Consider the following 13,362-nt stretch of genomic DNA (forward strand, 5'->3'; position numbering starts at 1 on the left):
TGCGGCGGCTCCATAAAATTATTTTGTGCAGACCGCCGCCTGCACAGCCGTCAGTAGTGCACGATCGTCACCCAGTTGGCATCGCTGCCCACCGGCGCTTCACCGGTGCGCGTCAGCGCCCCGCTTTGCGGATCGATGCGGTAACTGCCAATCACCGCGCTCTTCTCGCCGCTGACCACCAGCCCGCGTCCGTCCGGGGTAATGGCAAACCCGCGCGGCTGCTTCTCCACCGGCCAGCTGCCCGCTAACGTCAGCGCCCCGCTCTCTGCATCTACCCGGTAGCCGCTCAGCGTACTGCTGGTGCGCTCGCTGACGTAGAGAAAGCGCCCGTCCGGCGTGAGATGAATATCGGCGGCCCAGATACGCGGCGTGGGATCGCTGTATCCCGGCGGCCGTTCGCGCCCCTCTGCCAGATGATAAGAGGCGGCAACCGCGCTGGGGGATTCAGCAACTTTTACCAGCGCCCCGTTCGCCTCACGCCGGAACTGCGTGATCACCCCGCCCATTTCGCCAATGTTATACAGAAAGCGCCCGTCTGCGGACATTACCGAGTGGCGCGGGCCGTTGTTTTTAGCCGTAGCGACATACCCGCTGCCGAGCGCGGCCAGCGTGCCGCTGTCGCTCAGCGTCAGCTGCAGCACGCGGTCGGTGCCGAGGTTGCCGACATACACCGTTTTGCCGGCTGGATCCGCAATGGCCGAGTGAGCGGCAGGCCCGGTGGCGTACCGGCTCACCGGCGGTGCGCTGAGTGTCGCTTCCGGCGTCAGCCGGTATACATCAACGACGTTACCATCATACGAAGCCGCCAGCAGAAAACGCCCCTGCGGCTCAGCGACGATCCAGGGATAACTGGCGGCGGCGGGCACCTGCTGCTTCTGCGTCAGGTCGCCGCTGCGGCGATCAATCACCCAGCTTGCCAGCTGCAGCGGCTTGCTGCGGATCGCCGCATAAAGATGGGTTTTATCGGTGCTGAGCGCCAGCGGCATCACCTTGCCGTCCGCCGGAGTATGGCCCAGCAGGTGCAGAGCGCCGTGCTGATCCAGACTGTAGCGCGCAATCGTGCCGTCGCCGGCTTCTGAAACATAGACGTAAGTCTGCGCCAGCAGCGGCGTACTGCCTGCCAGCGTCGCCAGCAGCAGCGCGGCGCGTAACGGTTTTATCATAACAATCTCCGGGTCAGGAAATGGCACATGCGAAGCAGCACGGTCCGGGGGGATCTGGCAATCGGTCGCTCTTATATAACACCCTTCCGCGAATGAGTGACAAACTATTGCGGCAGACCGGTCGCGCAATATCCGCTAACGGCAGTGCGCTTATCCTCAGCTACACTTGCCTCACCCGTTTGTCATAAGAGAGGTAACTATGTCGCAACACGCTGTATCAAACCAGGCCTGGCTGCTGGCTTCCCGTCCCGAGGGCGAACCGGTAAAAGAGAACTTCCGGCTGGTGGAACAACCGGTGCCGGAGATCAAAGAGGGTGAGATGCTGCTGCGCACGGTGTGGCTGTCGCTGGATCCCTATATGCGCGGTCGCATGGATGACGGTAAATCGTATGCGCCCCCGGCGGAACTCGACCAGCCGATGGTTGGCGGCACGGTGTGTCAGGTTGAGTCATCAAAGCACAGCGATTTTAAAGCGGGCGACTGGGTGCTGGCCCAGAGCGGCTGGCAGACCTATGCGGTTTCTGATGGCGAAGGCGTGGCAAAGCTCGGCGAGCTGGCTCACCCCTCCTGGGCGCTCGGCATTCTCGGCATGCCCGGTTTCACCGCCTATATGGGGCTGATGGACATTGGTCAGCCTAAAAAGGGCGAAACGCTGGTAGTGGCGGCGGCGACCGGTCCGGTCGGCGCGACCGTGGGACAGCTGGGCAAGCTTAACGGCTGCCGCGTGGTGGGCGTCGCCGGGGGTGAAGAGAAGTGCCGCTATGCGATTGAAAAGCTCGGCTTCTCCGCCTGTATCAATCACCACAGTGATGACTTTGCCGACCAGCTGGCTGCGGCCTGCCCGGACGGTATCGATATCTATTACGAGAACGTCGGCGGTAAAGTGTTTGACGCGGTATTCCCGCTGCTGAACACCGCTGCCCGCGTTCCGGTCTGCGGCCTCGTCTCGGGCTACAGCAGCCGCGACCTGCCGCCGGGACCTGACCGCACGCCGCTGATCATGGCGGGGATCCTGAAACGCCGTATCCGCATGCAGGGCTTTATTATCTTCCAGGACTACGGCGACCGCTATCCTGAGTTTCTGAAAGCGATGACGCCGCTGGTTGAGCAGGAGAAGGTGCACTATCGCGAGCATGTGATTGAGGGGCTGGAGAATGCACCGCAGGCGTTCTTCGATATGCTTAATGGCAAAAACTTCGGTAAAACCGTGGTGAAAGTCAGCTGATACCTCCCGCCCGGGTGCCGCCACGGCACCCGGTTTTACCTCACGGCAATAACGGTAAAACGCACCGCTACCCGGCCTGCTACGCTCTCTCCCCCACAACAGGAGGCAGCATGAGTTCCATTATCGATCTTTTCGCTCAGCATAAGAGTGAGCGCAGCTATACCGATCAGCCCGTAGAGGATGCGGTACTTGAGCGAATTATTTCAGCGGCGTACTACGCGCCTACCTCGGTCAACTCCCAGCAGGTATCCGTCGTCGTCACCCGCGACGCCGCGCAGCGCCAGCAGATTGCCGCCATTGCCGGCGGGCAGCCGTGGATCGCGAAAGCGCCCGTGTTTCTGACCTTTGTCCTGGATATGCATAAGTCGCGCCTGGCGATAGAAGCCAGCGGCCGTGAGCAGATTGCGCAGCAGAGTATTGAAAGCGTGGTCTCCGGCGCCACCGATGTGGGCATTGCGCTGGGATCGGTCATGGCCGCCGCGCGGGCTGAGGGGCTGGGTATTGTGCCGATTGGCGGCATCCGCCGCGATCCGGAAGCGATGATCGCGCTGCTGGATCTGCCCGACTATACCTTCCCGGTTGCCGGGGTGGTCATCGGCCACGTCGACCAGCCTGCGCACCAGAAGCCGCGTCTGCCGCTGCCGACTTTCCGCCACGAAGAGCGTTATCAGCAGGCGGATCTGCCGCAGCATATCGCTGATTACAACGCGCAGCTGGTGCAGCACTGGCAAACTACCGGCCGCAGCGATGGCGAGAGCTGGAGCGACAGCGTCAGCGGCTACTACCAGCACATTTACTTCCCGCACGTGCTGGCGGCGCTCCATAAACAGGGGTTTGGCACCGATAAATAATCCGATCCGCCCGCAGGCCGGGCGGATAATCCGGGGCTTAACGCCCCTTTTTTTTGCGGCCGGGCTGGGTAAAGCGTTTGCGGTTCGCGCCCTGGCCCCCCGCTTTATCGCCCTGCTTTGCAGCCGCAGCGGGCGCTTTTTTCGCCGGCGACGCCGTTTTTTTCTTCGCCTGCGCCTGCCGGGTTTTAGTATCTTCTGATGACGAATCCTCAATCAGCTTAAACAGATCGATCAGTTCATCATCGGTCAGATCGCGCCACTCGCCGAGCGGAATCCCCTTCAGGCTGACGTTCATGATGCGCGTACGCTCAAGCTTCGTCACCTCATAGCCAAAGTGTTTGGTCATGCGGCGGATCTGGCGATTGAGCCCCTGCACCAGAATAATGCGGAACACAAACGTCGACTCTTTTTTAACTTTGCACTTTTTTGTTACCGTGCCCAGCATCGGCACGCCACCCGCCATGCCCGCGATAAATTCATCAGTGATCGGTTTATCAACCGTCACCACATACTCTTTTTCGTGGTTATTACCGGCGCGCAGAATTTTGTTAACCAGATCGCCGTGGTTGGTGAGGAAAATTAACCCCTGCGAATCTTTATCCAGCCGGCCGATAGGAAACACGCGCTTGCTGTGGTTCACAAAGTCGCCGATATTGTCGCGCTCACCCTCTTCCATGGTGGTAACAATGCCGGTGGGTTTGTTAAGCGCAATCAGCACCAGATCGTCGGCGTCACGCGGCTCAATCAGCTGGCCATTCACCCTGACCTCATCTCCGGCGTACACCTGAGCACCGACGGCGGCGCGTTTACCGTTAATAAATACGTTGCCCTGTTCGATATAGCGATCGGCATCGCGGCGCGAGCAGATTCCGCTCTCGCTGATGTATTTGTTCAGGCGGGTAGATAAGTCAGGCAGCATGGTTCCTCCGAAAAAAAACGGACTATACCTCAACTGCCGCCGTTGCGTAAGGCTGTCGCACCTTCCGCATACGCGCATAAATCCCTGCAGACTGCAGGGTTGTTTAGCGTCAGACGCCAGGCGACAATCCCCGGCCACTGTTTCTGGCTTCTCACGGATTTTCTATGACACAACCGCAACCGGCGAGCCGACTGGCCTCGCTGCGCCTGTTTCTGGCCCGCTTCTGGCCACATCCCCTGCCCGTGGCGCGCAGACAGCGCCTGCTGGCCAGCCTCGGAGCCGGGCTGGGCCTTATGCTGACGAGTCTCATCAGCCACTGGATGCTGGGTGCGGTAAACCTGTGGTTTGTCGCGCCAATGGGAGCGTCTGCGGTGCTGCTGTTTGGCCTGCCCAATAGCCCGCTGGCGCAGCCGTGGTCGATTATTGGCGGTAACCTCGTTGCCGGCGTTATTGGCGTGACCACGGCACTGCTGATCCCGCAGCCGGCACTGGCGTGCGGAGTAGCCGCCTGTCTCGCTATTGCGGTGATGTTTCAGCTGCGCTGTCTGCACCCGCCCAGCGGCGCGGTGGCGCTGACGGCGATTCTCGGCGGCGGCAGCGTGGCGCAGCTCGGCTACCACTTTGTGCTGACGCCGGTGATGCTTAACTCTGTCTGCCTCGCGCTGCTGGCGATCGTATTTAATAACCTCGCCGGACGCCGCTATCCTCATCCGCTGGCGGCCGCCGAGGCGAAACCGCAGCCGGTAGCGATGCCGGTTCCGCTCACGCGCGACGACCTGCATCAGGCGCTGGAGAGCGGGCCCCTGCTGGATATTGATGAGGACGATCTGCAGCTGCTGCTGCAGCGCGCCGAAGAGATTGCAATCCGGCGCGTTCAGATACGCTAAAGCGCGCTTTAGCGCGCCTGTACCAGGCTCAGCACCGTGCGGATATTCTGCGCCGAGGTCGCGATGATATCGATGGCCCCGGTGCGCAGCGCCCCGAGTATCGCCATCGCCTTGGTATTCTCTGCGGCTATCGCGATCACGCACGGGATCCGGCGCAGCTCATCAATGCTCAGCCCGATCACGCGCTCATTCATGACCGTCTCCACCGCTTCACCGCGGGCGTTGAAAAAGTCATAGCCGGCAATATCACCGGTCACACCCTGATTAACGCTGGCGTCGATAATTTCACGCGGGGTAAACCAGCCCAGCTTCACCATGTAGCTGTTCTCATTCATATCCCCGATCCCCACCAGCGCCACATCCGCTTTACGCGCGCGATCCAGCGTCTCTTTTACCGTACCGTTCTGCATAAAGCTGTCGCGCAGCGCGCGGTTCTCCACGTAGGCGGGGGCATAGAGCGTTTCGCTGCTGCCGCCAAACTTCTTTGCCAGCCGGCGGCTGATGTGATCGGCGTTGATGGCGTCGCCCGGGCGGTGCGTGCCGCCAATACCGCTGATAAACAGGCAGTTGCGGTCGGGCACCTGACCCGGATGATCGGCCACCGCCGCCACGTTACGCCCCTGACCGACAGCGACGATAGCGTTATCTTTCAGCGTCTGCGCCAGATGGGCAGACACCAGCGCGGCTACCTGACGGCGCTGCTCGTCGCTGTCGGCGGAATCCAGCGCAATCAGCGCCCGCTGCAGGCGCGGAAAAGAGCGCTGCAGCTGCTGCTCCAGCCGGGTACTGAAAACCGGATGGTAGCGCACGCTGATTTCCACAATGCCCTCTTCGCGCGCGCGTTTAAGCAGTCGCCCGACCTTGATGCGCGAGATACCAAATTTACGCGCGATCTCCTCCTGCGTGATGGCATCCTGATAGTAGGCGACGGCAATCTCGGTCAGCAGCTCAGCATCCTGACCCGGCGTGGTATTCTCCATCTCTTCTCTGTCCTGTGTAACGCGGTCGTAAGCAGCCGTAAGTTATAGCACTCATCGCGGCCGCCCCGCTATGCTCTGCCACCGGCGAGCGCGCTGGCCTCTTCAATAATCTGCGCCAGCGCCTGCGGGTCGTGAGCAAAGCGGCCAAGAAACAGGCCATCCACATCACTGCCCAGCCGCTGGATCAGACCCGGTCCGGCGCTGCCGCCGTATATCACCTTCAGCGTAATACCGGCGGGCAGCGGCAGCGTCCGCAGCCCGGCGCAGACGGTACGAATATAGCTGTCGGGGGCCGGCTGCGGCGCGCCAATGGCCCACTGGGGTTCATAGGCAAACAGAATCTCGCCCCGCAGGCGATGCGCCGCCGCCTGCGCCAGCGCATCGTTAAGCTCTGCGGCACAGAGCGCAATCGCCTCCGCGGGCGTGCCCTGCTCCGACTCGCCAATACAGAGCACCGGCGTCAGCCCGTGCTGTAGCGATATCGCCACTTTGGCGGCAATCTGCGCCGCATCCTCGCGGAAGTGTCGCCGCCGCTCCGCATGACCGATTTCAGCCAGCGAACAGCCCAGCTCCTGCAGCATGCTGGCGCTGACTTCACCGGTCCAGGCGCCATTTTCCGCCTGGCAAACATCCTGTCCGCCAATGCGTACCGGCGTGCCCGCGAAGATCTCCGCTACGGCAGGGATCGCCGGATAGGCGGGCAGGATAAACAGGCCGACCCTGCCGCTTCTGATCGCCGGGTGATCGGCCAGGCTGGCGACCTCGCGGCACCACGCCAGCGTTTGCTGATAGCCAAAGTACATTTTGAGACTGACACCAAGTAAGCGTTGTGGCTGAGACATCATGCAGCTCCCGGTTATAGCGCGCCCTGACCCTGATGGTCATTTGTTCATATGAACAGTAAACGAATTAATGAACCTGTTTCAATGCGCGTTAAGAGGATCTGTGACCTGGCGCAAGGCCCTGTCGCGCCTTAAAACCTGCCACCTGACTCATCTATCGCGATCGCGCTCACAAAACCATCATATTACAAATGAACATGCATTGAACAAATGTTTAACCCTGTGGCACGCTGTGATCCACGCCTGGATGCAGGCCCTTTTTCTTTACCGGAGAACCGCTATGAAAACGATTGCAATCGGTGCTGATGATGCGGCTGTCGATCTGAAAAATATCATTAAGACGCTGCTGGAAACGCAGGGTTATACCGTGACAGATTTTACCAACGATGCTGATAACGCCCGCCCTATGTACCCGGATGTTGCCTGGGCGCTGGCGACCGCGATTCAGCGGCAGGAGTTTGCGCGCGGCATCCTGCTCTGCGGCACCGGTATTGGCGTAGCCATCGTGGCCAATAAAGTGCCCGGCGTGCGGGCAGCACAGTGTCACGACACTTTCTCTGCCGAGCGGGCGCGTAAAAGCAATAATGCCCAGATCATGACGCTGGGCGCGCGCGTGGTGGGTCCGGAGCTGGCAAAAAATATTGTGAATGCGTGGCTGGCGGCGGAGTTTGAGGGGGGCGGTTCTGCGGCAAAAGTAGAAAAGATAGATTTTTACGAGCACGCGGCGCAGCGCTAATCGCCCCTTCTGCCCGGCGCGCGGGGTGTTCCGGACAGGGTGAGTGGCGCTCGCTTCAGATTGCGTAACTAATCAGGCAAGCGCAGCGCATGCTGCTACGCTTAAAGGCTGAGATTACCCTTACAAAATCTGGAGATATTATGAGCAGTGATAATCGCAAACCGACCACCACGGATGCGGGCATTCCGGTAGCCAGCGATGAACACTCCCTGTCGGTCGGGCCTGATGGTCCGCTGGTGCTGCACGATCACTATCTGATTGAACAGATGGCCAACTTTAACCGCGAGCGTATTCCGGAGCGTCAACCCCATGCAAAAGGCAGCGGCGCATTTGGCCATTTTGAAGTGACAGAAGATGTCAGCCGCTATACCAAAGCCGCCGTTTTCCAGCCCGGGACCCGCACTGATGTGGTGATGCGCTTCTCCACCGTAGCCGGTGAACGCGGCAGCCCGGATACCTGGCGCGATCCGCGCGGCTTCTCTATCAAGTTTTACACCACCGAAGGCAACTACGACATGGTGGGCAATAACACGCCGGTGTTTTTTATCCGCGACCCGATGAAGTTTCAGCACTTTATCCGCTCGCAGAAGCGCCGGGCGGATAACAACCTGCGCGATAACGATATGCAGTGGGATTTCTGGACCCTCTCACCCGAATCTGCGCATCAGGTGACCTGGCTGATGGGCGACCGCGGCATTCCGAAAAGCTGGCGCCACATGAACGGCTACTCCAGCCATACCTATATGTGGGTTAACGCCGCTGGTGAGAAGTTCTGGGTGAAATATCATTTTAAAACCGATCAGGGCATTGAGTTCCTGACGCAGGAGAATGCCGACACGCTGGCCGGTCAGGATGGCGACTACCATACGCGCGACCTGTTTAATTCTATCAAAGAAGGCAATTTTCCGAGCTGGACGCTCTATATGCAGATCATGCCGTTTGCAGAAGCGGACAGCTACCGCTACAACCCGTTTGATCTGACCAAAGTCTGGCCGCACGACGACTATCCGCTGATCAAAGTCGGTAAACTGACGCTGGATCGCAACCCCACCGATAACCATGCCCAGATTGAACAGGCGGCGTTTGAGCCGAATAACCTGGTTCCCGGTATCGGCCTGAGCCCGGACAAAATGCTGATGGGCCGTATTTTCGCCTATGCAGATGCGCACCGTGCACGTCTTGGCGTTAACTATAAGCAGATCCCGGTGAACGCGCCGCAGGCGCCGGTCAACAGCTACAGCAAAGATGGTGCGATGCGCATTAATCCGGTCTCCGATCCGGTCTATGCGCCTAACTCCAAAGGTGGTCCGGTGGCCGATGGCGAGCGCTACCCTACCGATTCCACCTGGCAGTCGCAGGGCGATATGGTGCGTTCACCTTATACGCTGCGCAAAGATGACGATGATTTCGGCCAGGCGAATCAGCTGGTGAATAAAGTGATGGATGATGCCGCACGCGATCGTCTGGTAAACAACGTTGCCGGTCACCTGCTTAACGGCGTGGAGGAGCCGGTGCTGTCGCGCGCTTTCACCTACTGGCGTAATATCGACAAAACTATTGGCGATCGTATTGCGCAGAAAGTGCAGAGTGAACGTGCGAAAGCGTAATCTCTGATTCAGCGTCCCGCCGGGCGGCGGGACGCTGGTTAACCCTGGTGTGATACGTCCTTCTTTACTTCAGACGAAACGCTACCACGCTGTCGCCCGCTTTGGTGCCGAGCGATCCGTGCCCCCCCGCCGCGATTACTACATACTGCTTGCCATCTTTACCCATATAGGTTGACGGCGTGGCCTGTGCGCCTGCGCTGAGTTCGGTCTGCCACAACAGCTCGCCGGTGGTGCTGTCATAGGCGCGGAAGAAGTTATCTGCCGTCGCACCGTGGAACACCAGATCGCCAGCGGTCAGCAGCGGCCCACCGTGTGCCACCATCCCCATCGGGAATCCCAGCGGGAAGCGGCCTGGCAGGAAAGTGGTTTTCAGGTTCTTCGTGGTGCCGATACGACGCAGCCACTCCGTTTTCCCGGTTTTCAGATCAACCCCCACCAGGCGGCCCCACGGCGGTGCAATGCAGGGAATACCCAGACCCGACGCGAGCTGCTGAATGTGGATCGCATAGTCGCCGTGAAAGTTTTCATTCCAGTAAGGCTGACCATCTTTGGTGAACAGGCGCTCGGTCGCCGTCTGCGGCGTGCGCTTGATCAGATTATATTTATACGCCAGGCGTACCGGCGCAGCGATCAGCATCTGGCGCTCCGGATCGACCGCGACGGATCCCCAGTTAAAGACGCCAATATTGCCCGGGAACACCAGCGTGCCCGCCTCGGTAGCTGGCGTCCACGGATTGCCATCATAACGCAGACGATGAAAATCGATCCGGCAGGCGATCTGGTCAAACGGCGTAATGCCCCACATCGATTTTTCCGTCAGCGCCTGCGGAATAAAGTTCAGGCTGGAGACCGGCTGCGTGGCGGCAAATTTTTCGCCGGGAACGCCGCCTTCAGTCGAGACTTTCACTTCGTTCACCGGATAAACCGGCTGGCCGGTCAGACGATTCAGCACAAACAGGTTGCCGGTTTTGGTCGGCAGGATCACTACCGGCTGCTTCTGGCCCTGATAATCGATATCCAGCAGTGAAGGCTGTGACGGGTTGTCGCGATCCCACAAATCGTGGTGCGAGCTCTGATAGCGCCACTTAAACGCACCGGTCTGCAGATCCAGCGCCACCAGCGTGTCGCGGAACTTCTCGGTGTTACTGTCAGCGTCGCGTTCAATCCCCACTTCATCCGGTGATGCATTACCAAAGGGAACGTAGACCAGGCCATTTTTGACATCGGCGCTCAGCGTTGCCCAGGCAACCGGCGTATCCTGCGGATAGCGCTTATCTGCGGCAATCGGCGCGGTCACATCCGGCGTGGCCGGATCGAAATTCCACACCAGGCGGCCACTCTGCGCATCATAGGCACGAATGACGCCGGAAGGATTGCCTTTCTCAAAGCCGTTATCCATGACCGATCCACCCACGATCACCAGATTACCGGCCACCAGCGGAGCAGACGTCTGCATCAGCGCGTGCGGGCGGATCTCACCCATGTTTGCGCGCAGATCCACCACGCCATCGCGGCCAAAATCAGGGCAGCGCTTGCCGCTGTCGGCATCCAGCGCAATCAGGCGCGCATCGGTGGTGGCGTTGAAGATACGCTTACGGCAAAGCGCAGGCGCACTGCTGCTGGTTTGTGCAACCGGTGCGGCGTAGTAGCTGACGCCGCGGCATGTCTGATGCTGCTGAAGATAAGAGCGGTTTTTCTCCGGCGTATATTTCCATTTCACCGCCCCGCTTTCCGGATTGAGCGCGTGGACTTCATTATGCGGCGTGCAGAGATAGAGCATATCGTTGGCTTTCAGCGGCGTCGCCTCAAACGTATACTCGGTGGCATCGCTCTCCTGACGCATATCACCGGTATGATACTCCCAGGCGACTTCAAGGTTACTGACGTTCGCTTTGCTGATCTGTTTCAGCGCTGAGAAGCGTTGCCCCGCTGGCGTACCGCCATAGGCGGCCCACTCATTTTCTGCGCCAGGCTCGTTTACCGGCTCGCGTGCATTGGTGATGGTACCGGCCTGCGGCAGCGGATCGTAAAAACAGAGACCGATGACGACCAGCACCATAATCGCCACGGTGCCGCCGAGCAGCGGATGAAAACGGCGTTCGCCGCGGGTAAGCGGCCTGACAACCCACGGCATCGCCAGCCACAGGCCGATCACGCCAAACAGGTCGCCGCGCGGGATCCACTGCCACTTATCAAATCCCGCTTCCCAGACGATCCACGCCAGCGTGATCCACATCAGTACCGCATAGAGCGTCAGCGCACTGCGCTGTTTGCGGAACAGTAAAACAGCCGTCAGCAGTAATCCTGCCCCCATCATCGCGTAGAACGCGCTGCCTCCATTGAGTAACAGCTGACCACCCATATAGAGCAGCGCTATCGCCAGTATCGCCATTACGATACTGGTGAGTTTTGTTATCATGCCAATCCCTCAGTTTTGTTCATTAATTTATGCCGTTACGACATCGCAGCAATTCCAACAAAATATTAACTTATGTAAGCACTGTGTAAAAACCCGTGAGTTTATGTGCTGTCAGATCCGCTAATGAATCAAGCGTTGCTTAAGGCTTGCCGTCAGCGGCAGGCTCACCATGTGACTGAAATCACGTTTAATTTTGATAGATTTAATTAATCATTGCCGCAGCGATTGCGCACCTTTTGCTAACTCACTGGCATAACAGATGGCGTGAGCGCGTGCACGATAACAGGCCCGGCATCATAAAAATGATTACCGTCAGGCTCGCTGAATGGCTTAAATGAGGGGCAATAGGGCCTGCAGCACGCTTTGATGAAATTGATTAACGGGTCCGCGCAGCCGGTATACGAATTATCCTGGCGTAAATTGCCTGCTGCCATTTAATTTGCCGCTACGCCTGACAATTCTTCCGATTGGTTTTACGTTGAGCCGGGGTTTAATCATTAAATAACGCAGCGTAATTTCAGTTTGGGAATTTCCTCAGCCTCTGTTTTTTCAGGAAGAGTGATATAAATCACCTGACTGCTCTATAGCAGATCCGCAGATAAAAAGAAGGTTATTATGATCAGCGCAGATTCCCTTTATCGTAAAATACGGTTTCCATTTAAATTTACACACGCAGCGTTAAAATTCCCGGTTGCCCAGGCACATGCGCGGCAATATCAGGTGATGTCACCTGAACAGACGATCGATTTGCTGCTCAGTAACGACAGGTTATCCGTATGCCGGTATGGGGATGGAGAACTGGAGATGACACTGTTTAAAAATATTGGCTTTCAGTCATTTGATGAGCGTCTTTCTATCAGACTGAAAGAGATCATGCGGCGCGGTACGCGTGACGATAACCCCTGCCTGCTCTGCATGCCGGATGCTTTTCGCTCCACCCGCAATATGCGTTTTGGCTCAGCCCTGTTCTGGTTTTTTCATAAAGCCTTTTTCTTTCGCCGCTATGAGCCTTTATTAAAAAAAACGTATCAGTATGGAAATACTTCGGTGACGCGTCCTTATCATGATTATATTGATAAACAGCAGGCGACCCGCGTATTTGCTAAATTCAAACAGCTTTTTTACGACAAAAAAATATTGATCGTTGAAGGCAGCGGCACCCGGCTGGGTATCGGCAACGATTTAATGGACGGCGCACGCGAAATAAAGCGTATTACCACGCTAAACCGTAATGCATTTTCAGTCTATAACCAGCTCTATACCAGTGTGCTGGCGCATGCCCGCGAGTATGACTTAGTGCTGATTTCGCTGGGTCCGACGGCGACCGTGCTGGCTTACGATCTCAGTCAGCAGGGGATCCGCTGTATTGATACCGGGCATATCGATATTGAATATGAGTGGATGCGCAGTGCGGCGCGTACCAAAACGGAAATTGCGGGCAAGAATGTCAATGAAGCGGGCGTGTTGCTGAGCGACGATCAGCACGACACGGATGAGCACTATCGTGGTCAGATTTTACTGCATGTCGGATTACCTCAGGAGCCGATGGTGAATGGCGTGATCCTGCAGCAGCCCGTGGTGTAATTCTGCACCCTCAATGCACGCTTAAGCATCCAGTCTGGTGCAGCGCAGCAACCTTTACGTTTCCCGAAGCATAAAGTGCTTGCTGTTCTGCCCGGTTTCATCCCTCTTCGCGCTGATATGACCCGGCTCAGAGATTCTGGCATTACCTT

The 13,362-nt window shown here is 58.1% G+C and carries 11 protein-coding genes; 6 read left to right on the forward strand and 5 right to left on the reverse strand.

Annotated elements, in window-relative coordinates; all coding sequences use genetic code 11:
- Nucleotides 1-50 precede the first annotated feature (50 nt).
- Nucleotides 51-1,163, reverse strand: coding sequence for a beta-propeller fold lactonase family protein (locus FS690_RS03450; protein WP_145339084.1), 1,113 nt, complete (start codon nt 1,161-1,163; stop codon nt 51-53).
- 199 nt (nt 1,164-1,362) lie between these two features.
- Here FS690_RS03450 and FS690_RS03455 point away from each other — a divergent pair, with 199 nt between their 5' ends.
- A complete protein-coding gene (locus tag FS690_RS03455; protein ID WP_104084958.1) occupies nt 1,363-2,388 on the forward strand; it encodes an NADP-dependent oxidoreductase in 1,026 nt (341 codons plus the stop codon).
- 110 nt (nt 2,389-2,498) lie between these two features.
- Complete coding sequence (locus tag FS690_RS03460) at nt 2,499-3,239, forward strand: nitroreductase family protein (RefSeq protein ID WP_104084957.1); 741 nt, start codon at nt 2,499-2,501, stop codon at nt 3,237-3,239.
- 37 nt (nt 3,240-3,276) lie between these two features.
- On the opposite strand, the gene rluF is transcribed toward FS690_RS03460, so the two are convergent.
- Nucleotides 3,277-4,158: a 23S rRNA pseudouridine(2604) synthase RluF gene (gene rluF / locus FS690_RS03465; protein ID WP_039384328.1), complete on the reverse strand. Its 882-nt coding sequence runs from the start codon at nt 4,156-4,158 to the stop codon at nt 3,277-3,279.
- A gap of 164 nt (nt 4,159-4,322) precedes the next feature.
- Here rluF and FS690_RS03470 point away from each other — a divergent pair, with 164 nt between their 5' ends.
- Nucleotides 4,323-5,045, forward strand: coding sequence for an HPP family protein (locus FS690_RS03470; RefSeq protein ID WP_039384326.1), 723 nt, complete (start codon nt 4,323-4,325; stop codon nt 5,043-5,045).
- Nucleotides 5,046-5,053: 8 nt separating this feature from the next.
- Here FS690_RS03470 and FS690_RS03475 read toward each other — a convergent pair whose 3' ends face one another.
- Both FS690_RS03475 and FS690_RS03480 read right to left on the reverse strand, forming a co-directional pair.
- On the reverse strand, nt 5,054-6,025 hold the full coding sequence (locus FS690_RS03475; protein WP_039384324.1) for a sugar-binding transcriptional regulator: 972 nt from the start codon (nt 6,023-6,025) through the stop codon (nt 5,054-5,056).
- Nucleotides 6,026-6,093: 68 nt separating this feature from the next.
- Entirely contained in the window at nt 6,094-6,867 is a 774-nt protein-coding gene (locus FS690_RS03480) for a triose-phosphate isomerase family protein (RefSeq protein WP_039385861.1), read from the reverse strand.
- A gap of 280 nt (nt 6,868-7,147) precedes the next feature.
- Here FS690_RS03480 and FS690_RS03485 point away from each other — a divergent pair, with 280 nt between their 5' ends.
- A complete protein-coding gene (locus FS690_RS03485; RefSeq protein WP_039384323.1) occupies nt 7,148-7,603 on the forward strand; it encodes an RpiB/LacA/LacB family sugar-phosphate isomerase in 456 nt (151 codons plus the stop codon).
- A gap of 140 nt (nt 7,604-7,743) precedes the next feature.
- Nucleotides 7,744-9,210 (forward strand): catalase, encoded by a 1,467-nt coding sequence (locus tag FS690_RS03490; RefSeq protein ID WP_039384321.1) that lies wholly within the window; start codon nt 7,744-7,746, stop codon nt 9,208-9,210.
- 64 nt (nt 9,211-9,274) lie between these two features.
- On the opposite strand, the gene FS690_RS03495 is transcribed toward FS690_RS03490, so the two are convergent.
- Nucleotides 9,275-11,629, reverse strand: coding sequence for a membrane-bound PQQ-dependent dehydrogenase, glucose/quinate/shikimate family (locus FS690_RS03495; RefSeq protein WP_071668808.1), 2,355 nt, complete (start codon nt 11,627-11,629; stop codon nt 9,275-9,277).
- Between the two features lie 615 nt (nt 11,630-12,244).
- On the opposite strand from FS690_RS03495, the gene FS690_RS03500 reads away from it, so the two are divergent.
- Nucleotides 12,245-13,213: a GT-D fold domain-containing glycosyltransferase gene (locus FS690_RS03500; protein WP_039384317.1), complete on the forward strand. Its 969-nt coding sequence runs from the start codon at nt 12,245-12,247 to the stop codon at nt 13,211-13,213.
- The last annotated feature ends 149 nt before the right edge of the window (nt 13,214-13,362 follow it).

It is taken from the genome of Pantoea sp. PSNIH1 (genome assembly GCF_007680655.1).
Classification (GTDB): Bacteria; Pseudomonadota; Gammaproteobacteria; order Enterobacterales; family Enterobacteriaceae; genus Pantoea; species Pantoea eucrina.